This is a genomic window from Halopseudomonas salina, assembly GCF_008641105.1.
Genome location: NZ_VTTI01000005.1, coordinates 254,055 through 276,760, shown reverse-complemented (window position 1 = coordinate 276,760; position 22,706 = coordinate 254,055). Strand labels below are relative to the sequence as shown.

General features: G+C 57.7%; 23 protein-coding genes and 1 riboswitch. Of the genes, 13 read left to right on the top strand and 10 right to left on the bottom strand.

Annotation, left to right across the window (positions count from 1 at the left end; translation table 11 throughout):
- The first annotated feature begins 171 nt into the window (after nt 1–171).
- Nucleotides 172–272, top strand: a riboswitch (guanidine-I (ykkC/yxkD leader).
- 46 nt (nt 273–318) lie between these two features.
- From FZF01_RS10560 to uca, 5 genes are all read left to right on the top strand, one after another.
- Nucleotides 319–1,137 carry an ABC transporter permease gene (locus tag FZF01_RS10560; protein ID WP_150278124.1) on the top strand — a complete coding sequence of 273 codons (819 nt, stop codon included), beginning with the start codon at nt 319–321 and terminating at the stop codon, nt 1,135–1,137.
- A 1-nt stretch (nt 1,138) separates the two neighbouring features.
- On the top strand, nt 1,139–1,948 hold the full coding sequence (locus tag FZF01_RS10555) for an ABC transporter ATP-binding protein (RefSeq protein ID WP_150278123.1): 810 nt from the start codon (nt 1,139–1,141) through the stop codon (nt 1,946–1,948).
- The gene (locus FZF01_RS10550; protein ID WP_150278122.1) at nt 1,945–2,673 is read left to right on the top strand and encodes an urea amidolyase associated protein UAAP1; all 729 of its coding nucleotides are present in this window, start codon (nt 1,945–1,947) and stop codon (nt 2,671–2,673) included. The genes FZF01_RS10555 and FZF01_RS10550 overlap by 4 nt, the downstream gene beginning before the upstream one ends.
- An 11-nt stretch (nt 2,674–2,684) precedes the next feature.
- Nucleotides 2,685–3,320: an urea amidolyase associated protein UAAP2 gene (locus tag FZF01_RS10545; protein WP_150278121.1), complete on the top strand. Its 636-nt coding sequence runs from the start codon at nt 2,685–2,687 to the stop codon at nt 3,318–3,320.
- A 173-nt stretch (nt 3,321–3,493) separates the two neighbouring features.
- Nucleotides 3,494–7,096: an urea carboxylase gene (gene uca / locus FZF01_RS10540; RefSeq protein WP_150278120.1), complete on the top strand. Its 3,603-nt coding sequence runs from the start codon at nt 3,494–3,496 to the stop codon at nt 7,094–7,096.
- Nucleotides 7,097–7,123: 27 nt separating this feature from the next.
- Here the strand turns inward: uca and rsmI are convergent, their stop codons facing one another.
- The gene (gene rsmI / locus FZF01_RS10535) at nt 7,124–7,975 is read right to left on the bottom strand and encodes a 16S rRNA (cytidine(1402)-2'-O)-methyltransferase (RefSeq protein ID WP_150278119.1); all 852 of its coding nucleotides are present in this window, start codon (nt 7,973–7,975) and stop codon (nt 7,124–7,126) included.
- A gap of 151 nt (nt 7,976–8,126) precedes the next feature.
- On the opposite strand from rsmI, the gene FZF01_RS10530 reads away from it, so the two are divergent.
- From FZF01_RS10530 to FZF01_RS10515, 4 genes are read left to right on the top strand one after another with little or no spacing between them, the layout of a single operon-like run.
- Nucleotides 8,127–9,950 (top strand): penicillin-binding protein activator, encoded by a 1,824-nt coding sequence (locus FZF01_RS10530; protein ID WP_150278118.1) that lies wholly within the window; start codon nt 8,127–8,129, stop codon nt 9,948–9,950.
- Nucleotides 9,951–9,955: 5 nt separating this feature from the next.
- Nucleotides 9,956–10,321, top strand: coding sequence for a YraN family protein (locus FZF01_RS10525; protein ID WP_150278208.1), 366 nt, complete (start codon nt 9,956–9,958; stop codon nt 10,319–10,321).
- A 13-nt stretch (nt 10,322–10,334) separates the two neighbouring features.
- Nucleotides 10,335–10,928: a phosphoheptose isomerase gene (locus FZF01_RS10520; protein WP_150278117.1), complete on the top strand. Its 594-nt coding sequence runs from the start codon at nt 10,335–10,337 to the stop codon at nt 10,926–10,928.
- Nucleotides 10,925–11,491 carry a BON domain-containing protein gene (locus FZF01_RS10515; RefSeq protein WP_150278116.1) on the top strand — a complete coding sequence of 189 codons (567 nt, stop codon included), beginning with the start codon at nt 10,925–10,927 and terminating at the stop codon, nt 11,489–11,491. Before FZF01_RS10520 ends, FZF01_RS10515 begins: the two co-directional genes overlap by 4 nt.
- A gap of 74 nt (nt 11,492–11,565) precedes the next feature.
- Here the strand turns inward: FZF01_RS10515 and FZF01_RS10510 are convergent, their stop codons facing one another.
- The 7 genes from FZF01_RS10510 to rplM all read right to left on the bottom strand — a co-directional run bounded on the left by FZF01_RS10510 (nt 11,566) and on the right by rplM (nt 16,529).
- The gene (locus FZF01_RS10510) at nt 11,566–11,979 is read right to left on the bottom strand and encodes a ClpXP protease specificity-enhancing factor (RefSeq protein WP_150278207.1); all 414 of its coding nucleotides are present in this window, start codon (nt 11,977–11,979) and stop codon (nt 11,566–11,568) included.
- 48 nt (nt 11,980–12,027) lie between these two features.
- The gene (locus FZF01_RS10505) at nt 12,028–12,657 is read right to left on the bottom strand and encodes a glutathione S-transferase N-terminal domain-containing protein (protein ID WP_150278115.1); all 630 of its coding nucleotides are present in this window, start codon (nt 12,655–12,657) and stop codon (nt 12,028–12,030) included.
- 174 nt (nt 12,658–12,831) lie between these two features.
- Complete coding sequence (locus tag FZF01_RS10500) at nt 12,832–13,614, bottom strand: cytochrome c1 (RefSeq protein WP_150278114.1); 783 nt, start codon at nt 13,612–13,614, stop codon at nt 12,832–12,834.
- Nucleotides 13,614–14,837 carry a cytochrome b gene (locus FZF01_RS10495; protein WP_150278113.1) on the bottom strand — a complete coding sequence of 408 codons (1,224 nt, stop codon included), beginning with the start codon at nt 14,835–14,837 and terminating at the stop codon, nt 13,614–13,616. Before FZF01_RS10495 ends, FZF01_RS10500 begins: the two co-directional genes overlap by 1 nt.
- Nucleotides 14,837–15,430, bottom strand: coding sequence for a ubiquinol-cytochrome c reductase iron-sulfur subunit (gene petA / locus FZF01_RS10490; RefSeq protein ID WP_150278112.1), 594 nt, complete (start codon nt 15,428–15,430; stop codon nt 14,837–14,839). Before petA ends, FZF01_RS10495 begins: the two co-directional genes overlap by 1 nt.
- Nucleotides 15,431–15,695: 265 nt before the next feature.
- Complete coding sequence (rpsI, locus tag FZF01_RS10485; protein ID WP_150278111.1) at nt 15,696–16,088, bottom strand: 30S ribosomal protein S9; 393 nt, start codon at nt 16,086–16,088, stop codon at nt 15,696–15,698.
- 12 nt (nt 16,089–16,100) lie between these two features.
- Nucleotides 16,101–16,529, bottom strand: coding sequence for a 50S ribosomal protein L13 (rplM, locus tag FZF01_RS10480; RefSeq protein WP_150278110.1), 429 nt, complete (start codon nt 16,527–16,529; stop codon nt 16,101–16,103).
- Between the two features lie 284 nt (nt 16,530–16,813).
- Between rplM and FZF01_RS10475 the strand changes: the two genes are divergently transcribed.
- Both FZF01_RS10475 and FZF01_RS10470 read left to right on the top strand, forming a co-directional pair.
- Complete coding sequence (locus FZF01_RS10475) at nt 16,814–17,854, top strand: NADP(H)-dependent aldo-keto reductase (RefSeq protein ID WP_150278109.1); 1,041 nt, start codon at nt 16,814–16,816, stop codon at nt 17,852–17,854.
- Between the two features lie 176 nt (nt 17,855–18,030).
- A complete protein-coding gene (locus FZF01_RS10470) occupies nt 18,031–19,041 on the top strand; it encodes a GlxA family transcriptional regulator (protein WP_150278108.1) in 1,011 nt (336 codons plus the stop codon).
- Between the two features lie 15 nt (nt 19,042–19,056).
- Here the strand turns inward: FZF01_RS10470 and zapE are convergent, their stop codons facing one another.
- Nucleotides 19,057–20,148, bottom strand: a complete 1,092-nt coding sequence (gene zapE, locus FZF01_RS10465; RefSeq protein WP_150278107.1) for a cell division protein ZapE — start codon at nt 20,146–20,148, stop codon at nt 19,057–19,059.
- Nucleotides 20,149–20,235: 87 nt separating this feature from the next.
- Nucleotides 20,236–20,859: an alpha/beta hydrolase gene (locus FZF01_RS10460; protein ID WP_150278106.1), complete on the bottom strand. Its 624-nt coding sequence runs from the start codon at nt 20,857–20,859 to the stop codon at nt 20,236–20,238.
- A gap of 201 nt (nt 20,860–21,060) precedes the next feature.
- Here FZF01_RS10460 and FZF01_RS10455 point away from each other — a divergent pair, with 201 nt between their 5' ends.
- Both FZF01_RS10455 and FZF01_RS10450 read left to right on the top strand, forming a co-directional pair.
- Entirely contained in the window at nt 21,061–21,510 is a 450-nt protein-coding gene (locus FZF01_RS10455) for a YhcB family protein (RefSeq protein ID WP_150278105.1), read from the top strand.
- Nucleotides 21,511–21,564: 54 nt separating this feature from the next.
- The gene (locus FZF01_RS10450) at nt 21,565–22,704 is read left to right on the top strand and encodes an MlaE family ABC transporter permease (protein WP_150278104.1); all 1,140 of its coding nucleotides are present in this window, start codon (nt 21,565–21,567) and stop codon (nt 22,702–22,704) included.
- Nucleotides 22,705–22,706 lie beyond the last annotated feature (2 nt).

Below are 22,706 nucleotides of genomic sequence, written 5' to 3'. Positions count from 1 at the left end.
ATGAATAGCTTCGATTCCATCTGCCATTTTTGCCCCATTGCGGTGCAGGCCCCGAAAAATCGACGACGACCCAAAGTGGCACAGGCCCTGCATTAGGCTATTGAGCATACGAGACTCGGGTCCATAGGATCCCTGATGCGTTGCCGGGCACATGCCTGATACAACTTGCTACCAATGGACAACTAGGGTTCCGACCTGTTTGACAGGTGACTGGTCCGAGAGTTGTCGACCTCCGGCAGGGGGTTACACGGCGGGACAAAAGCCCGGGAGAGCCTCAGACACCTGAGATCTCGTTACCTGTAACCCATGGAGCTGCCCATGTCACGATTGATGAACCGCACCCCTGGCAAAGTATCAAAGCTCGGGCTGATATTGCTCCCCTTCGCGTTGCTGCTTCTGCTTTATCTGTACAGCTCTCAGGCTCGCCTGGCTGAAAACCCCAATGACAAGCTATTACCCAGCTTCACGCAGATGGCCGACGCGGTTGATCGGATGGCGTTCACTCCGGACCGGCGCAGCGGCGAATACCTCTGGTGGGTGGATTCGGCCTCCAGCCTCAAGCGCCTGTTTACCGGCCTGGGCATTGCCGCAGTAGTTAGCCTGGGGCTGGGCCTGATGATGCTTATCCCCCTGGTACGCACTCCGCTCTCCCCGCTGGTAACGGTGATTTCGATGATTCCACCGCTATCGATTCTGCCTATTCTGTTCATCGTGATGGGCCTGGGAGAACTGTCCAAGGTCATGTTGATAGTCATCGGCATCACGCCGGTATTGATCCGCGATATGCAGCAACGGGTCAGCGAGATTCCCGCCGAACTGCTGGTCAAGGCTCAAACGCTCGGCGCCAGCACCTGGCAGGTAACTATCCGGGTGGTACTGCCACAACTGTTGCCGCGTCTACTCCAGGGCCTGTGCCTGGCGCTCGGGCCGGCCTGGCTGTTTCTGATAGCCGCCGAGGCGATCGCCTCCACCGACGGATTGGGCTATCGCATCTTTCTGGTGCGCCGTTACCTGGCCATGGACGTGATACTCCCCTACGTCGCGTGGATCACCCTGCTCGCGTTCATCATGGACCGTTCACTAAAGGGGCTAGGCAGGGTGATGTTCCCCTGGTTCGAGCCAAAGGGAGGCCGCTGATATGAGTGCCATATCTATCCGCCATGTATGGCAGCAGTATGATGAGAGCGTAGTGCTCGAAAATCTCAACCTGGAAGTCGCCAGCGGTGAATTCATCACCATGGTAGGGGCCTCCGGTTGTGGGAAGTCCACCTTCCTGCGCCTTCTATTGGGGCAGGAAACGCCCAGCAAGGGCAGCATACTGCTGGACGATCAGCCCCTGGTGGCTGAACCGGGCCCAGAGCGCGGCGTGGTGTTCCAACGCTATTCGGTCTTTCCGCACCTGACCGTGCTGGGCAACGTCATGCTTGGTCTTGAGTTGCAGGCAGCGCCTTTGCTCAGCCGGCTATTTGGCAAGGCCAGACAGGAAGCCCGAAAGAAAAGTATCGAAATGCTCGAGGCAGTCGGCCTGGGTGATGCCATCGACAAGTACCCTCATGCCCTGTCCGGCGGCATGCAGCAGCGCTTGGCCATCGCCCAGGCGCTGGTTAAAGCGCCACGCATCCTACTGCTGGATGAACCCTTCGGCGCACTAGACCCGGGAACCCGCAAGGACATGCATGAACTGTTGCTGTCACTGTGGCGCAAGGCCGGCCTTACGGTATTTATGGTCACCCATGACCTGACCGAAGGCTTCACCCTGGGCACCCGCCTGTTGGTATTCGACAAGGTGCGCACCGACCCGCAGGCTCCCGGCGCCTATGGCGCTCGCATTACCTACGACATTCCCCTCAACAGCGATCGTCTGGCGGCGCGCAAGGCACTGGATGCGCTGCCCGATCACGTTGCCCCAAAAGCGCTTTCATCCGATCAGCAAGGAGCCACCCAATGAGTGTACCCGCGCCATTGCGCCCTACCCTTTATAGCGAAATTCTGCCCGGCGGCGGCCATACCTCTTTCGTGCTCAAGCGCGGTCAACTGCTGCGAATCACCGACCTCGAGGGCGGTGCCAATGTCAGCCTGATGCTGTTCAACGCCCATGAAAAGAGTGAGCGTCTGAACCTGCCCGACAGCCTCAAGTGCCAGCACACCGCTAAGCTCACCGCCGGCCATTGCCTCTACTCCGACATGGGTCGGGTGCTCGCGGCCATCGTCACCGACACCTGTGGCTGGAGTGACAGCTTCGGCGGGGTACTCGACGCCGAAGAGGTGAAGGAAAAATACGGCGCAGGCAGCTACCAGGAGCTACGCAACGGTTTCTTCCGTAACGGCATGGACAATCTGCTGGTGGAAATGGGCAAGTGGAACCTGAGTTTGGCGGATTTGCTGATGACCCTGAATCTGTTCAGCAAGGTCGCCGTGGATGCCCAGGACCGCTTCGTTTTCCATCCGGGCAACTCGGTTGCTGGAGACTACATAGAGCTCTACGCACCAATGGACACGCTGGTGGTACTGACCGCCCTGCAGCATCCGCTGGACCCCGCGCCCGACTATGCACCCAAACCGGTACAGCTGGATTGGCATCAGGTCGCCGACGACGGCATCACTGTGCTGTGCCGCAAGACCCGCGAAGAAAATACCCGCGGCCTGCACAACACCGACCGCATTCACCTCTGAGGGCCGCCACCATGACATTGACCCACAGCGACAAGACCGCCGAGACCGCCAGCCACCGCGCCACAGTGGGCGCAGGCGAACCCTTCATGCTCGACATCAAGGCCGGCCAGACCCTGCGTCTGCACGACCTGGAAGGCAACCAGGCGGTAGATACCCTTTTCTACAGCGCCAGCAATCCCCGCGAGCGCTATGACGTACAGCGTACCCTGCGCAAGCAGAACAGCGTCTACCTGACTACCGGGAGTGTCCTTTTCAGCAATCTGGGCAAACCGATGCTGACCATCACCGCCGACACCTGCGGCCGGCATGACACCCTGGGCGGCGCCTGTGCCCAGGAAAGCAACACCGTGCGTTACGCGCTCAACACCCGCTACATGCACAGCTGCCGCGACAACTTCCTGCGCACCTGTCTGCACGATGGCCGGCTGGGCAAGGCAGATATCAGCGCCAACATCAATTTCTTCATGAACGTCCCGGTCACCCCCGAGGGCGGCCTGACATTCGAAGACGGCATTTCCGGCGCCGGCAAGTACGTCGAGCTGGTCGCGCACATGGACATCATAGTGCTGATCTCCAACTGCCCGCAGCTCAACAACCCCTGCAACGGCTATAACCCGACGCCCGCGGAGGTGTTGGTTTGGGGCTGAGTGAGCTACAAGCTTCAAGCGGCAAGCTTCAAGTTGGCCGTGCAGCGATCGATTGATGCGATTTTGAATGTAGCCGCTTGCAGCTTGTCGCTGGCGGCTTGCAGCTTCAGCTGGGACGACCCGCGGAGCACAGAACAGGTAACCCAGGACGACCTGGCCGAGGAATATCCACGATGTTCGATACATTACTCATAGCCAACCGCGGTGCCATTGCCTGCCGGATCCTGCGCACACTGAAGGATCTTGAGGTCAAGGGTGTTGCTGTCTACTCCGAGGCCGATGCGGCCAGTCTGCATATCCAGCAGGCCGACCAGGCGATCTCCCTGGGTGAAGGTGGGGCGACGGGCACCTACCTGGATGTGGACAAGATTCTCGCGGCGGCAAAACACAGCGGCGCAAAGGCCATCCATCCTGGCTACGGTTTTCTTTCGGAAAACGCCGCCTTCGCCGAGGCCTGCGAAGCAGCCGGCATTGCCTTCGTCGGCCCAACGCCTGAGCAACTGCGCGTCTTTGGCCTGAAGCATACTGCCCGGTCCCTGGCCAAGGAGCATGGCGTACCCATGCTCGAGGGTACGGACCTGCTCGACAGTCTTGAATCCGCGTTGATCGCAGCCGAGCAGGTCGGCTACCCGGTCATGCTCAAGAGCACTGCCGGTGGTGGCGGTATCGGTATGCGCGTGTGCTACAGCGCAGCCGAACTGAGCGAGGCCTTCGAAACCGTCAAACGCCTGGGCCAGAACAACTTCAGCGACGCTGGCGTGTTTATCGAGAAATACATCCAGCGCGCCCGCCACCTGGAAGTACAGGTATTCGGTGATGGACAGGGTGAGGTGCTGGCACTGGGCGTGCGTGACTGCTCGGTACAACGACGCAACCAGAAAGTGATCGAGGAAACGCCCGCGCCCAACCTGCCCGAGGGCATGGCCGAAGCACTCTGCGAAGCAGCCATCCGCCTGGCCAGTGCCGTGCGCTACCGGAGCGCCGGCACCGTTGAGTTTGTCTATGACAGCGAGGCTGCGAAATTCTATTTTCTCGAGGTAAACACCCGGTTGCAGGTCGAGCATGGCGTCACTGAGCAAGTCTGGGACGTGGATCTGGTTAGCTGGATGATCCAACTGGCCGCAGGTGATCTGCCGCCACTCGCCCAACTGGGCGTGGGCCTGGATGCCCGTGGCCATGCGATCCAGGCGCGGGTCTATGCCGAGGACCCAGGCCGCGACTTCCAGCCGTGCCCGGGCCTGCTGACCGCTGTGAATTTTCCCGCTGCCGGCGGCGAGGCGCTGCGAATCGACAGCTGGGTAGAGGCTGGTTGCGAAATCCCACCCTATTTCGATCCGATGATCGCCAAGATCATCTGCTGGGAGCCAACCCGCGAGCAAGCCAGCAAGGCACTGCATCAGGCGCTGGGCGACACACTGCTGTATGGCGTGGAGACCAACCGTGATTACCTGCGGCAGATCCTCACCTACGCGCCCTTTTCCTCTGGCGAACCCTGGACCCGCTGCCTGGATGAGCTGACCTACCAGGCCAGCACCTTCGAGGTCATCAGCGGCGGCACCCAGACCACGGTGCAGGATGTGCCCGGTCGCCTGGGCTACTGGTCGGTGGGGGTGCCCCCATCAGGGCCGATGGATAATCTGGCGCTGCAACTGGGTAACCGTCTGCTGGGCAACCCGCAAAACGCCGCCGGTCTGGAAATTACCATGAGCGGCCCCACCCTAACGTTCAACACCAACGCCGTGGTTGCCGTGACTGGCGCCGAGATTCCGCTGAACCTGGATGGCAAGCCGCAAGCCATGCATACCAGCCTGCTAATCAAGGCCGGCAGCCAACTGGCAATCGGCACCATCGCCGGCTCCGGTGCGCGCAGCTATCTGACCATTCGCGGTGGCATCCAGTTGCCAGACTATCTGGGCAGCAAGAGCACCTTTACCCTTGGGCAGTTTGGCGGTCATGCCGGTCGTGCCCTGCGCGCCGGTGACGTCTTACATCTGCAGGAACTGACCGATACCAGCAGCGGCACCTCCCTGCCCACCGCCTTGCACACTGACCTGCCGGCGGTGCGCAATGTGCGCGTCATCTACGGTCCACATGCCGCCCCGGAGTACTTTACCGAGGCTTACATGCAGCGCTTTCTGGAAACCGATTGGGAAGTGCACTTCAATTCCAGCCGCACCGGTGTGCGTCTGATTGGTCCCAAACCCGAATGGGTGCGCGAAGACGGCGGTGAGGCCGGCCTGCACCCCTCGAACATCCATGACAATCCCTATGCCATCGGGGCTGTGGATTTCACCGGTGACATGCCAGTGATCCTCGGGCCCGACGGTCCCAGTCTGGGAGGGTTCGTCTGTCCGGTAACCCTTATCGAGGCGGATTTGTGGCAGATGGGCCAGCTTAAGGCCGGTGACCGGATTCGCTTTATTCCGGTCAGTCTTGAGACCGCGCGTGAACTGGCAACCTGTCGCCAACGGGACATCGCCCGACTAACTGCAGATTGCCCGGCAACCACTACCGCTGTGGCCCCCGAATCGCCCATCGTTCTGGACATCGGCGAAGAGGACACGCGGCTGGTCGCGCGACTCTCCGGCGATACCCACCTGCTTATGGAGATTGGCCAACCGGAACTGAATCTGGTGCTGCGCTTCCGTGGCCATGCCCTGATGCAGGCGCTGGAGGCAATGGACCTGGCGGGCGTGCATGACCTGACGCCCGGCATCCGCTCGTTGCAGGTGCACTACCAACCGGAGACCCTGTCGATTGATCGCTTGCTACGCATTATCGAAGACGTCTGGGAAGACGTATGCCAGGCCCGTGACCTGAAAGTACCTTCACGCATTGTGCACCTGCCCCTGTCCTGGGACGACCCTGCTTGCCAGCTGGCCATAGAAAAGTACATGACCACCGTGCGCAAGGACGCGCCATGGTGCCCAAGCAACCTGGAGTTCATCCGTCGGATCAACGATCTACCCAACCTGGACGAGGTCTACCGCACCGTTTTCGAAGCCAGCTATCTGGTCATGGGTCTGGGCGATGTCTATCTTGGCGCGCCCGTAGCCACACCGCTGGACCCGCGCCACCGCCTGGTGACCACCAAGTACAATCCGGCGCGCACCTGGACAGCAGAAAATTCAGTGGGTATCGGCGGCGCCTACATGTGCGTATACGGGATGGAAGGGCCCGGCGGTTATCAGTTCGTTGGACGCACACTGCAGATGTGGAATCGCTACCGGGAAGTCGAAGCCTTTGGGGGGCAGCCCTGGCTGCTGAGATTCTTTGATCAGATCCGCTTCTACCCGGTCGCTGCCGATGAGCTGACGCGCATTCGTCGTGACTTTCCGCTGGGTCGCTATTCACTTGAGATCGAGGAGACCGAGCTGCACCTGAACGCCTACCAGGCTTTTCTCGACGAAGAAGCGGACAGCATTCAGGCATTCCGGACGCACCAGAAAACCGCTTTCAATGCCGAGCGCGATCGCTGGATTGCCAATGGGCAGGCAGACTTCTCCAGTGAAGAGCCGGAGGCGGAAGCGGGTGTAGAAGCGCCACTCCAAGCCGGCCAGCAAGGAATCGAAAGTCACATAGCCGGCAACCTGTGGCAGGTTCAGGTTGTCGAGGGAGCACAGGTAAAAGCCGGCGACGTTCTGGTGATTCTGGAATCGATGAAAATGGAGATTCCGCTATTGGCGCCCTGCGACGGCGTGATCACAGCGGTGCACGTGCAGCCTGGCTCGCCGGTAAAGGCCGGGCAACGGGTCATGGTACTGGAGGCCGATTAGAGCTCCCCCGCAGGCAGGCCGCGGCTCTCAGCTCGCGGTCTTGCCTAGGGCAATCTGATAGAGCCGGTTCTTCTTCTCGCCGGTAATTTTTGCTGCCAGGGCGGCGGCCTGTTTTACCGGCAACTCTTCAAGTAGCAGATCCAGTATCCGCTCGGCTTCCGGGTCCAGCCCTTCATTCTCATCCCGCGGGGGCATGGCCTCGACCACGAGTACGCATTCGCCCCGCTGCTGATCGCTGTCGGCGCGCACCCATTCGACCAGCTCGGCAACCGGCGCGCCACGAATGGTTTCAAAGGTTTTGGTCAGCTCCCTGGCCAAAACTACCTGACGATCAGGGCCAAGAATATCCAGCATGTCTTCCAGGCACTCGAGCAAGCGATGGGGCGCCTCGTAGAGCATCCAGGTCCGCGGTTCACTGGCCAGGGCCTGCAGCCGCTGACGACGACCACTGGCCTTGGCCGGCAGGAACCCTTCGAACGCAAAGCGGTCAGAAGGCAAACCTGCAGCGCTGAGCGCAGCAACAAGCGCACAGGGACCCGGCACGGGACAGACTCGCACACCAGCTTCCCGTGCCGCGCGTACCAGGTGGTATCCGGGATCGGAAATCAACGGCGTACCCGCGTCAGAGATCAAGGCCATGTCTTCACCCGCAAGCATGCGCTCGACCAGTCTGGCGCTTTTGTCGCGCTCATTATGATCGTGGCAGGCCGTGGTAGGTGTTGAAATGCCGAAATGTTGCAGCAAGCGACCGCTGTGGCGGGTATCCTCTGCAGCTATCAGTCCGACATCGGCTAACACCTCCAGCGCCCGCGGAGTCATGTCCTGCAGGTTACCAATGGGCGTGGCAACAATGAAAAGAGTACCGGTGGATGTGAGCATGACAAATCTCGATCGATGTGTACGCCGTATTGTACAGGACGTGATCCAGTGCATGGCGCGCGCTCTGCCCCTTGGTTACAATGCCGCAGATGACATCTGCAAGAAATCCAACGGGACGCCTTTTGTGTCCCTTGCGTAAGGATACCGCTGCATGCCCTGCAATAAACGCCTGCCAATACTGTCGTTGGCACTCGCCGTACTGCTTGTCGGCTGCGCCAGCCCTCCCCAGAGCCTGAGCGAGCTACCGCGCACGCCACAGGCGTCCGCCGAGAAAATCCTTGCCGATGCGGACAAGTACTCGGGGGCAGAGGCTAACCTTCTGCGGCTTTATGCGGCCCAGGCTGCCAGCGATGCCGGTCAGGCTCAGCAGGTCCTGTCGATTCTCGAGCGCATACCGCAAAGCGAGTTGCCCCTGGACCAGCAAGTGCGCTTCAGTACGCTCCAGGCGCGTAGTGCGCTCGAACTGAAACAGCCGGAAATGGCTCTGCGCGCCCTTCGCCACCCCTCCATGAATCAGATCGACAATCTGCCATTGACCGACCAGGTTGCCATCCAGCGATTACGCGTTTTGGCTTTGGGCGCTACGGGAGAGCCATTGAAAGCGGCGCGCGAGCGCGTGTTCATGCATGGCGTGCTGTCCGGCGGCGAGCGTAACGCGAACCTTCTGGCGATCTGGGAAAACCTCCAGAAAGTGCCAACACCAGAACTCACTCAAGCGACTGAAAATGCTGACGGTGAATTACGCAGCTGGCTTGAGCTGGCACTGATCGAACGTGAATTTCGCAATATCGATCTACAGGTACAGGCAATCAAGGCGTGGCGCGATGAAAACAGCGCCCACCCGGCAGCGCAACCACTACCGGATTCGATTCAACAGTTGCTGGAACTACATGCCAGCCGGCCCCAACACATAGCCTTGCTGCTGCCTTTTGAAGGACCGCTGGCCAGCGCCGCAGAAGCGTTACGCGATGGCTTTCTCGCTGCCCAGTATCAGGCTCAGAGCAAAGGTCTCGACCAGCCGCGTGTCAGTCTTTATGACAGCACTGCCTATTCCGATCTGGATCAGTTCTATGCTCAGGCCAGCGCTGATGGCGTGGAATGGGTGATAGGACCACTGGATCGCGCACGTGTTGGGCGGCTCGCGACGCGCGCTACCCTGCCAATACCTACCCTGGCCCTGAACTACGCCGAGCAGGAAGGCCCCTATCCACAGGACCTGTTCCAGTTCGGACTGGCACCGGAGGACGAAGCCCGTTCCGCTGCCATGCAAGCGTGGGAGCAGGGGCATCGACAAATGGCCGCCTTGCACACCACAACCGACTGGGGCGAGCGTGCTTATCAGTCGTTTAGGCGCAGCTGGGAAGAAATGGGTGGCGTGCTGATTGGCCGCGTCGTGATTGATCAGCCTGCGGCCATCTCGGGCCAGATTGCCGATCTTTTGCAGATACGTCAGAGCGAGCAACGGAGTCAGCGCGTTTCCAGAGCGCTGAATGGCAATGTGGTCGTTCAGCCCACCCCGCGCCAGGACCTGGACGCGCTCTTTATCGCTGTCAATCCGCAACAGGCAAGGCAGATCAAACCTACCCTGGCATTCCAGTACGCAGCTGACCTCCCGGTCTATGCGACATCCCATGTCTACCAGGTGGGACTCGACGGCCAACAGAATGCCGATATGGATGGCATTGTTGTGGCAGAGATCCCATGGCTGCTGACGCGCAATGACACACTCTACGGCCAGGTAACCGACAACTGGCCTCAGGCTCAAGGACCTTTAGGGCGTCTTTATGCGATGGGCATTGATGCCCAACGAATCTTCTCGCGTCTACCTCAGATGCAGCAACATGCCAGCACCCGCGTGAACGGCGCTACTGGCGAGCTCACACTCGCCCCGGATGGCCGTATTCAGCGGCAACTCAGCTGGGGCGTGATGGAGCGTGGGCAACTGTCCGCAACCTCGGCCGCTCGGGTGCAATGAGCGAACTGACGGAGAAGCAAAAGCTCGGCAACCTGGCCGAGCGTCAGTCCGAACAGTTACTCCTGGACGCCGGCATGCGCCTGCTGGCCCGCAATTATCGTTGCAAGATGGGCGAGCTTGATCTGGTCATGCGTCACGCCGATACAGTAGTATTCGTCGAAGTGCGTTACCGACGCAGCAGCCGCTGGGGCGACGCGGTAGAGAGTATTGACTGGCGCAAGCAAAAGCGGGTCATCGCCGCAGCACAGCATTATCTGCTGACGCATCCCCACCTGGCTGACAATCCCTGCCGTTTCGACGTAGTAACCGCACACGGCAATCCCGCGGACCCAGGCTCCTACAACTGGATCCGTGAAGCATTCACCTGCTAGCGAGTCATTTTCTATGGATATGCAGCACCGTATCAGGCAACTGTTCACCGACAGCATCGAAACCAAGACCCGTGCCATGGAAGTACTTGGGCCAAGCATCGAGCAAGCCAGCCAGCTGATGGTCAATTGCCTACTCAATGAAGGCAAGATCCTGACCTGCGGTAATGGCGGCTCTGCCGGCGACGCACAGCATTTCTCCTCGGAGCTGCTCAACCGTTTCGAACGCGAACGCCCCAGCCTGCCAGCCCTGGCCCTGACCACTGACAGCTCGACCATTACCTCGATTGCCAACGACTACAGCTACGACGAAATCTTTTCCAAGCAGATTCGCGCTTTGGGTCAGCCCGGAGACGTATTGCTGGCCATTTCAACCAGTGGCAACTCGGGTAACGTGCTGCAGGCCATTCAGGCAGCACATGATCGCGACATGTTAGTGGTTGCTCTTACCGGGCGTGATGGTGGTGCCATGGCCTCACTATTGCTTCCCGAAGACTCTGAAATCCGCGTCCCGGCTCGCTCGACAGCCCGCATCCAGGAAGTACACCTGCTGGCCATCCATTGCCTATGCGACCTGATCGACCGTCAACTTTTCGGGAGTGAAGAATGAAAATAGCCCTGTGCCTGCTGCTGGTTGCCTCACTGGCAGGCTGCAGCTCCGTGCTGACCGCAACGCGCGATACGCCTATCGAGAGCAACAAGGGCACACGCACCTTTGGCAGTACGATTGATGATCAACTGATTGAGACCAAAGCCAACGTCAATATTGCCAAATCCAACATCGAGCTTGAACGTGACGCCCGGTTCTCTGTGACCAGTTTCAACGGCGTGGTTCTGCTGACCGGTCAGGTACCCCGGCAAGATCTGAAGGATCTGGCCGGCTCAGTTGCGCAACGCGTACAACGGGTGAAGGTGGTGCACAACGAGCTCACTGTAGGCCCTCCACTGCCCTTGCTGGCGCGTAACAGCGACGGGTTTATAAGCACCAGTGCAAAGGCGCGCCTACTGGCTGACAGCGCCATCCCCGGTCGACGCATCAAGGTGACTACCGAGGCAGGTATTGTCTACCTGCAGGGTCTGGTACGCCGCGCAGAGGCCGAACTGGCAGTACAGGCCGTTCAGCAGGTGGGTGGGGTACAGCGAATCGTTAAATTGTTTGAATATATCGACTGAAATCGCGCTTTACCGGCCACAAAAAACCCGGACCACGTTACAAGCGTGGCCCGGGTTTTTTGTGCAGAGCAAATCTACTTGACGACTTTCAACGATGGCCTCTTGGCCTTTTCCGCCTTGATAGAGCTGACGGAAGCTGACTTGTCAGCTTCTGGGTCATCGGAAGGCGGAACCGGCGCAGGCTCGACCTCGAACACCATGCCCTGACCATTCTCGCGTGCGTAGATAGCCATCACGGCCTGGGCAGGAACCCAGACCTGTTGGGCTACGCCGCCAAAACGACCGTCAAAGGTGATCCTGTCGTTATCCATCTCAAGATGCCGTATCGCATTTGGCGAGAGATTGAGTACTATCTGACCAGCTTCGACAAAGGCATCCGGAACGCTGGTCTGGGGATACTGGGCATTGACGAGCACATAAGGAGTGCAGTCATTTTCCAGTATCCATTCGTATAGCGCTCGTACCAGATAGGGTCGGCTTGAGCTCATTTGAGCCATGCGGGCCTCCTTCGGGGGACACTGTTGATCAAGAAAAGATTAATGCATTTCCTTTTCGGCAGCCGACAGGCTGGCCAGGAAACCCTCACGCTGGAAAATCCGATCCATATAATCCTGCAGCGGCTTGGCTTGCTTGGGTAGTTCGACACCCAGGACGGGCAAACGCCACAAAATCGGAGCGATACAGCAATCGACCAGGCTGAACTCCTCGCTCATGAAATACGGCATCTCGGCAAATACCGGAGCAACCCCAATCAAGCTCTCACGCAACTCCTTACGCGCTTTGGTAACAGCCGCAGCAGGCGTCTTGGGATTGGTGATCGCATCAACCAGCCCGCACCAGTCACGCTGTACACGAAACATCAGCAGTCGTGTATTAGCCCTGGCTACCGGGTAAACCGGGAGCAACGGCGGGTGAGGAAAGCGCTCGTCGAGATATTCCATCATGATGTTGGGCTCGTAAAGAACGAGATCCCTGTCAAGCAGCGTCGGAACGCTGTTGTATGGATTATTTTCCGCCAGCTCTTCCGGATGGTTATCGGGCTCGACGTTGATCACGTCGACGGTGACGCCCTTTTCTGCCAGAACGATTCGTACGCGGTGACAGTAGTGATCACTCGGATCGGAGAAAAAAGCCATCGAGGAACGCTTGTTGGCGGTAACGCCCATAAATCAACCCTCATCCTGTAGCGGATTGCGGTAACCACAAAGCACGCGATTGCGTGAACATGAAAAACCACAGACGGTTCAAAACAGTCTGTGTCTATTACGAGATCGGGATTATACCCCAGAAACAAGTGCGCGCCCCAAAGGGCGCGCGCATTTGATCAATGAAACAGCTGATCAGTGGACATCTCTCCAGTATTCGCGCTTGAGCAGGTAGGCAAATATGAAGAAGAATGCCAGATACAACAGTACGTAGGTACCGATGCGATGGCGCTCGAGCTTTATGGGATCACCGGAGTAAGCCAGGAACGCAGTCAGGTTGCGTACCGTGGTATCAAACTCCTCCTCGCTCTGGATGCCCGTGCCCTCGACTACCTTGAGCACATCACAACGCTCATCCATCAACGTATCGCCGGTAAGTGGATCTTTTTGCACCTTGCCGTCTTTCTCGACAGGCATGGCCTTGCAACCGATCACCTGACGTCCTTGCAACTCTTCCAGAACGTTAGGCATACCCACATTGGCAAATACCTGGTTGTTGACTCCCATCGGACGCGAGGGATCTTCGTAGAAGGTCTTGAGATAGGTATAAACCCAATCTTCGCCACGCACACGGGTCACGTTGGTCAGGTCAGGGGGAGCAGCACCAAACCAGCGCTTGGAATCCTCCGGACGCATACCAATCTTCATGTGCTCACCGATCGCGGCCGAATCGGAGAAAACCAGATTCTCCATCATCAGCTCGTCCGGAATACCCAGGTCGTCTGCTACCCGCTCGTAACGCTGATACTGGGTAGAGTGACAACCCATACAGTAGTTGACGAAGGTCCGTGCGCCGTCCTGCAGTGACGCCTTGTCGCGCAGATCAATGTTCGCTGACTCGAGTGGAACACCCGTGGCAGCCGCCATTACGACCGAGGGCACAAGGGCAAATACCAGTGCAATCAATTGCTTTTTCATTAGCCAGTAACCCTCTCTGGAACGGGTTTGGTCTTCTCCATGCGGGTGTAGAAGGGCATCAGCAGGAAGAAGGCGAAATACAGTACGGTACAGATCTGTGAGATCAGTGTGCGGGTATCGTTACCCGGGATCGCGCCCAGAATACCCAGAATCACAAAGGATACGCAGAAGATCACCAGCCACAACTTGCTCATCCAACCCTTGTAGCGGATAGAGCGAACCGGACTACGGTCAAGCCAGGGCAGAACAAACAACACTGCAATGGCCGCACCCATGGCGAGCACACCGGGGAACGCAGAGCCGCCGATAGCCGGTACCGCGCGCAAGATGGCGTAGAAAGGCGTGAAGTACCAGACAGGCGCAATGTGATCCGGCGTCTTCAACTGGTTAGCGACTTCGAAGTTGGGGTGTTCAAGGAAGAAACCGCCCATCTCTGGGAAGAAGAACACCACGATGCAGAACACAAACAGGAAGACCACCACACCGACAATATCCTTGACTGTGTAGTAAGGGTGGAAGGCGATGCCATCGAGCGGCTTGCCGTTCTCGTCCTTATGCTTCTTGATATCGATACCGTCAGGGTTGTTAGAGCCAACTTCGTGCAGGGCAATGATGTGCAAAACAATCAGACCCAACAACACGATCGGCAACGCGATCACGTGCAGCGCGAAGAACCGGTTCAGTGTAATGCCGGAAATCAGATAATCACCACGCACCCACTGAGCCAGGTCCGGTCCGATGAAGGGAATCGCACCAAAGAGTGAAATGATCACCTGAGCGCCCCAATAGGACATCTGGCCCCAGGGCAACAGGTAGCCCATGAAGGCTTCACCCATCAGTACCAGGTAGATAGTCATACCGAAAAGCCAGATCAGTTCACGTGGCTTCTGGTAGGAGCCGTACATGATCCCGCGCAACATGTGCAGGTAGATCACAGCAAAAAATGCCGAAGCACCGGTGGAGTGCAGATAGCGCAACAACCAACCGTATTCAACATCACGCATGATGTATTCGATCGACGCGAAGGCGCCTTCAGCGGATGGCTCATAGCTCATGGTCAGCCAGATACCGGTAACGATCTGGTTGACCAGAACCAGCATGGCCAGGGAGCCAAAGAAATAGAAAAAGTTGAAGTTCTTGGGCGCGTAGTACTTGGTCAGGTGATCTTCAACCACCCTGTTGACCGACATGCGCTCATTAATCCAGCTGTTCAGCTTACCCATCAGACAGTCTCCGGATCCAGGCCGATGACGATGACATCGTCGGACTCATAGTTATGGGGGGGAACCGGCAAGTTCAGCGGCGCCGGCTGGCCACGGAAAACCCGACCGGACATGTCGTAGCGCGAACTGTGGCAAGGGCAGAAATAACCACCCTTCCAGTCCTCACCCATGTCAGCCGATGCGACTTCCGGGCGAAACAGAGGCGAGCAACCCAGGTGGGTGCAGATGCCCATTACGACCAGGATTTCCGGCTTGATTGACCGGGCAACACCATCGACGTAATCAGGCTGATCCGCCGACTCCGACTCAGGGTCAGCCAAACGGTCCGTCATCTCTTCCAGCGTCTTGAGCGCCTCCTCGGTACGCCTGGAGACGAACACAGGCTGACCGCGCCATTCGGCAACGATCTGCTGACCGGCCTCAAGCTTGCCCACATTCACCTTGACCGGTGCGCCAGCCGCTTTGGCCCTCGCACTCGGGAACCACGATCCAACGAAGGGTACTGCTACCCCCACGGCTCCGGCTGCACCCACAACACTTGTGGCTGCCACCAGGAAGCGACGCCGGCCGTTGTTTACGCCGTCATTACTCATCCAGTCGTCTCCCATCTCAGCTGATTCAGGCTTTTATGAGCCCTTTTAAGAGTTTTAATCCGCTTGCACAAAATGAATCCGATGGTAATGAAAAACCCCTTTTTTGACAAGGTGAACTATCACTAAACAACATTGCCTGCTCGGCTCAAACCATCGTAAAACGGGGCGTTGCGGACCATGCACCAAGTTAGCGGCATTTTGTCGCACAAACAAAAACGCCCGGCTCCATGAGGATACCGGGCGTTTTCGGGATAAGTCTTGCGACTTAACGCTTGGAGTACTGAGGACGCTTACGCGCTTTACGCAGACCCACTTTCTTACGCTCAACTTCACGGGCGTCACGTGTAACAAAGCCCGCCTTGCGCAATACACCGCGCAGGGTTTCGTCATATTCCATCAGTGCACGTGTAATGCCGTGACGGATAGCGCCTGCCTGACCTGTAGTGCCGCCGCCTTTGACGGTAACAAACACGTCAAACTTGGAGACGTTTTCGGTCAGCTCCAGCGGCTGGCGTACAACCATGCGCGCTGTTTCACGACCAAAGAAATTCTCGATGGTGCGGCTGTTGATCTGGATGTTGCCATTGCCCGGACGCAGGAACACGCGAGCGGTGGCAGTTTTACGACGGCCAGTACCGTAGTTTTGTGTCGCCGACATAGTGAGCTCCTGTTAGAACTTGAGTTCTTGGGGTTGTTGGGCCGCATGGGGATGAACTGCACCTTTGTACACTTTCATCTTGCGGTACATTGCACGCCCCAAGGGGTTTTTCGGCAACATGCCTTTAACGGCAGACTCGATAATGCGCTCTGGAGCGCGAACAAGGAGCTTGTCGAAACTGATCGACTTGATACCGCCCGGAAAACCGGAGTGGCTGTAGTAGATCTTGTCCTGTGCCTTTTTACCGGTCACATGTACTTTCTCGGCATTGACGATGACGATGTAATCGCCAGTGTCCACGTGCGGAGTGTACTCTGGCTTATGCTTGCCGCGCAGACGGGTAGCAACTTCGGTAGCCAGACGACCCAGGGTCAGTCCAGTTGCGTCTACTATGTACCAGTCGCGTTTTACGCTTTCAGGTTTGGCGCTGAAGGTTTTCATTAATCCTAGCCTCAGAGGCCGCTCTAATAATAAGAGGGCGAATCTTACAGAATGAAATGTGTTTTTACAAGACAACAAAGCCTAGAACAGACACTCAGTGGGGGCTGCGTGGGTCTGGGTGGCATCTGCGCTGTAAACAACAACGACAGGCTAGGCATCCTGTCGAAAGTGGCGGGCATTATGTCAAGGGAGCCAAAAATTACAACCCTTATTTACAATCAATGCCATATTAGCTCAGCCTAACGATCTTTTAACCGGACTCAACCTTATTCAGGGAGCAACCCATGCAATATCGCCCTCTTGGCCGCACCAAGCTCAAGGTCAGCGCACTGTGCCTCGGCACCATGACCTGGGGGGAGCAAAATACACAGAAAGATGCATTCGCCCAGATAGACCGGGCGAAGGACGCGGGAGTCAATTTTATCGACGCCGCAGAGATGTATCCCGTCCCACCAAAGAGCGACACGTACGGGGAAACCGAACGGATTCTCGGCAATTATCTTGCAGAGCGCGCTAATCGTGAGGACTGGATCATCGCCAGCAAGGTCGCCGGACCGGGCGACTGGCTTCCACACATCCGCGAAGGCAAGACCCGGTTCAACCGCGAGCACCTGACTGCAGCACTTGACGCCAGCCTCAAGCGCCTGCGCACCGATTACATCGATCTCTACCAATTACATTGGCCTGACCGCAGTACCAACTTTTTTGGCAATCTGGGGTACCGGCACAATCCGGATGAAACCATCACTCCTGTCGAGGACACCCTTGAGGTGCTTGAGGATTTCGTCAAAGCAGGGAAGATCCGGCACATCGGCCTGTCCAACGAAACCCCCTGGGGCGTAAGCAGGTTTTTGCATCTAGCCGAAAGCCGCGGCTGGCCGCGCATCGCATCAATCCAGAACCCGTACAACCTGCTCAACCGCACCTACGAGGTGGGCATGGCTGAAATATCCATGCGCGAGCAAACCGGACTGCTGGCCTACTCCCCACTCGCCTTCGGCACCCTTACCGGTAAATACCTGAACGGGCTCCAGCCGGAAAAAGGGCGCCTGACGCTGTTCAGCCGATTCAGCAGATACACCAACCCGCAGGCCGAAAGAGCCTGCGCCAGGTATGTGAGGCTGGCCCGTGAGCACGGACTCGATCCCGCTCAGATGGCGCTGGCATTCGTTACCCGGCAACCCTTTGTTACCAGCAACATCATTGGTGCCACCAACATGGATCAACTCAATCGGAACCTGAGCAGTATCAATATGGGGCTGCCCGACGGCGTACTGGAAGCGATCGCCGAGATTCATCAAAGCCAGCCAAACCCCGCGCCCTGAGAGCACGGCGCATATGAACACCAGGCTGCACATGGCAGCCTGGTGTTTATTGACCCCGACCCTGACAATCAACAGACATTTGCGCTTTTTATCGTACTCAACACGGCAGTTGTGCCAGAGTATAAGATGCTTTAGTCAACGCTTGGCCGATTCAACTTATAAAAGCGATAACAACCATGATTCAGCCCGACCAATCCCGCGCCCCGCTTCGTCAGGTGGCAATACTCGCAACCGACGGAGTAATTGCCTCCACGTTAATGCAGGCCAAGGACTTCTTCCACATGGCTAGCCTGCGTGATGGCCGCAGGCGCGGCCACGGGCTTACCCCGGGATTTCGCACCTCCATCGTGGCTCCCGACAGCCTGCCCGTCACCAGCTTCAGCCAGGACCGCATAGCAACCGATGCGACCCTCAGCGCGCTTCGACCACAATTGATCATGCTGCCTGCATTCTGGGGTGATTTCGATCAGATGCTCGAACGCTATCCCGGCGTGATTCCCTGGCTACAGGACGAGCATGCCCGCGGGACGCTCATTAGCGCGGAAGCAACCGGTGTGTTCTGGGTAGCGGCAGCCGGGCTACTTGATGGACGAGAAGCCACCACCTACTGGCGCTTCTTCGATGAATTCAGTCAGCGCTTCCCGCAGGTGGTGCTGTGTCGAGACAAACATATCACCGATGCTGACAACATCTATTGTGCGGCTGGCGTAACATCGGGTTGTGACCTGTCAATTCATCTTATCGAGAAACTGTGCGGCAGCCAGGTGGCCCAGGCGGTAGCACGGGACACACTCTATGAAGTCCAGCGCAGCTACACTCCGGGCGTCATTGGCTTTGGTGGGCAGAAACTGCACCAGGATGTTGCCATTCTGCAGATCCAGCAGTGGCTCGAAGAGCACTTTGCCGACAAGTTTCGTTTTGAAGATGTCGCGAGCCAGCACGGCATGAGCATTCGCAACTTCATGCGGCGTTTCCAGAGCGCTACCGGGGATAAGCCACTGCACTACCTGCAGCGCTTGCGCATTGAAACCGCGAAAAACCTGTTGAGTACTACCCGCCGCAGCATCAAGACCATCAGCTACGATGTGGGCTATGACGACGCGAGCTTTTTTGCCCGCCTGTTCAGACAGCACACCGAGCTGTCACCAAATCAGTACCGGCGCCAATTCCAGCAAAACCTGCAGTAGCTCCTGATTTTTGAATCAGGGCTTGTGAGCCCGAGCCAGAAACTCGTGAGACTGCATCTCGAGCAGTCGGCTGAGGGTGCGCTGGAACTCGAAACTCAGACGCCCACCGGTATACAGGTCTTTGAGTTCGACTTCGGCTGAGAGTATCAACTTGACGTTGCGGTCATAGAATTCATCGACCAGATTGATGAACCGGCGGGCCATATCGTCCTTGCTCGCATTCATCTGTTCCACGTTGGCAATCAACACCGCGTGGAAGATCTTGGCCAATTCGATATAGTCGTTCTGGCTGCGCGGCCCGTCGCACAGCTCGCGAAACTCGAACCAGCCCACGTCCTCGCAGACACGAATCGATTGGACCGGACGATTCTCGACGGTCAACAGATCGCCCTCTACAACTTCATCGATATCTGGTACCAGGCTCTCGAAACTCTGGCGCAGACTCTCATCCGCACCCTCATCCAGGGGCCAATGGTACAACTCCGCCTGCTCCAGAGCGCGCAGGCGATAATCCACGCCATTATCCACGTTGACCACTTCAGTGTGGCTGTTCAACAGCGCTATTGCCGGCAGGAATCTGGCTCGCTGCAGCCCATCCTTGTACAACCCATCGGGTACGATGTTGGAGGTTGCAACCAGGGTAACGCCGTTCTTGAACAACTCTTCCATAAGAGTGCCAAGAATCATCGCGTCGGTAATATCCGAAACGAAAAACTCGTCAAAACAGATAACCCGAGCCTCTTCGGCAAACTGACTGGCGATCAGGGTTAGCGGATTCTTTTCGCCCTTGAGCCCCTTTAGCTCAAGGTGCACCCGCTGCATGAATCGGTGAAAGTGGGTGCGCATCTTGCGTTCGATCGGCAAGGCATCGAAAAAGGTGTCAACCAGATATGTCTTACCCCGCCCCACTCCGCCCCAGAAGTACAATCCCTTGACCAATTCAGGCTTTTTCCGCAAAAACCTGTCGAACAGACCGGATCGAGACTGGTCAGTGGCAACCAGATCATCAAACAGACGCTGCAGGTGACGTACTGCATTTTCCTGCGCTGGGTCGTAAACGAAATCCGGACGCTTGAGGTCCGCCTGGTACCGATCAAGAGGCGTCATAATGCTGACCATCGGAGGTGAAAGGGGGCGGAACTGTACCCCCTGGATATCAAGTTTGGCAATTATACGATGTACCGGAAAGCGTTCTCAGGTTAGCGCCTGTTCAACCGCATCCTTCAATTCCGGCAGGCGGCCGTGAAAAAAGTGTCCGGTGTCGGCAAAGCGTACCACGACCACATCATCACGCCCCTCCAGCAGACCGAAGACCGACGCAGATGCCACCACGTCGTCAGCTTCGCCCATCATCACCGTAGCAGGCGTGCTCAGAGGCAAAAGCTCCGGAAACGGTAGGCGCTCTACCGAAGGAGCTACCAGAACCAGTTTCTGGGGCGGACTGTCCAGACGATTGGCCGCTGCAGCGGCAACATAGCCCCCGAACGAAAAGCCCATCACCCAGAGCGCGGGAGCCGGCAGCTCTCGCCGAGCCCATTCGATCACGGCAAGGCAGTCGTCGATCTCGCCCTTACCCTCATCATGCTCACCATCGCTACGTCCCACCCCGCGGAAGTTGAACCGGACCACATTGGCGCCAGCATCCCGAGCCGAGCGCATCAATGTGTGCACCACCTTATTGGTCATTGTGCCTCCATGCAGAGGATGGGGATGACAAATGACGGCCAGGGCCACCGGATCCTCAGCGCGCGTCACAAGCAACTCCAGGGAGCCGGCAGGCCCTGCGATGGACATCCGTTCTTCAAGTTTGCTACTCATTGTACCCCCTGAACAAATCCACGAAACCACCTCGACCAGCGGCAGTCCAAGGCTATGCAGGAACCGCCGGAGACACCGCCGGAAGCAGGCTAGCCTAAAGGGTACTAGCCTTGGCAGAGAAATGTCGTTACCGTTAGTACATTAGCTGATCAGCCGCTTACGTGCGGGCCTGACACTCAATTGTTCAATAGGGGAAGCACAGTGGAAGCAAGCGAAAACCTGTGGATTGCAGTAACTATTGCTCTGGCAGCAGGCGTGATTATCGGCATCGTGCTGACACAGATCGCCAGGCGCGTCAGCGGCTCATATTCATCCGGCACCCGATCCCAGCTGGAGAGTCTGCAGTTGCGATTCGAGGAATATCAGCAGGAAGTTTCCAGCCACTTCAAAACCACAGCCAACCTGGTTGCTCAACTCAATCGCAACCATCAGGAAATTCAGGAGCATCTTTCCCAGGGTGCGATGGACCTGTCCCCCGACGAGATGACCCGCCAGCGTCTTCTTGCAGCCCTGGAAGAGCCCCCGGTCTCGCGCAGCAGACCCAATGGCGAGCCATTGTTCGACAGCCTTGAACCACCGCGCGACTACGCACCCAAGGGTGATAGTCCCGGCACCCTCTCGGAAGACTACGGGTTCGAACGCAAGTCCTGATGCATATCGGGGTGACCTGATGGCCACCACCTTCAATTGCGGATACCGATAAAGATGTCGGGCGCTGACCCTCAAAGTTTTTTCCAACGCAGTGAGCAGGATCCGGCGCATCTGATCATCAGGGGCGATTGGGTGCTCGCTCACTACGCCGAACTGCGCGAGCAGATCGGACTGTCGCAGGGCCGGACCACAACCGCCCGGAGTGCTGACCTGAGCGATCTTGCCAAGCTCGATACAGCCGGCGCCCAGCTACTAGCCGAGCTGCTTGGACCGGAGCTGTTGTCCACCCTGGCCGAGCGCAATGACGGCATAGACCCCAAGCAGGGCATGCTGCTGCAACGGGTAGCCCAGACCATAGAGTCCAGTCCGCCTCAATCTGCCACTCAAGGGTTCCTGATAGTCGATCTGCTGGCCCGCATTGGCGACGCCACGCTGACGTTCTGGCACCACTTGGTTGATTTGCTGGGATTTACCGGCCTGGTGCTGGCCAGCCTCAGCCGCAATATTCTGCGTCCGAGTAACTGGCGAATAACCTCGCTGGTCGCGCAAATTGAAGTCACCGGACTAAACGCTCTACCAATTGTAGCGCTGCTCACCTTCATGGTCGGTGCTGTCGTTGCTTTCCTGGGCGCCACAATCCTGGAAAGCTTTGGCGCGACCATCTACACCGTGGATCTGGTCGCCTTCTCGTTTATGCGTGAGTTTGGTGTGTTGCTCACGGCAATTCTGCTGGCCGGCAGAACAGCGAGCGCCTTTACCGCCCAGATTGGTTCGATGAAAGCCAATGAGGAAGTTGACGCCATTCGCGCCCTGGGCCTCAACCCAATCGATCTGTTGGTACTACCCCGCGTACTGGCGATGCTGATTTCGTTACCCATTCTTACCCTGGTTGCGATGTTTTCCGGACTCCTCGGAGGCGCCCTGGTATGCATGCTCTCCCTGGACATCTCCCCCACAATGTTTCTGGGCACGCTACAGCAGAACATGGATGTTCAGCATTTTTATGTAGGCATGGTGAAGGCTCCGATTTTTGCCTTTTTGATAGCACTCATCGGATGTCTTGAAGGCTTCAAGGTTACGGGCAGTGCACAGTCTGTGGGCGAACACACCACGTCCAGCGTTGTGCAATCCATTTTTGTGGTGATTCTGGTAGACGCCCTGGCCGCGCTCTTCTTCATGGAGATGGGCTGGTGAGC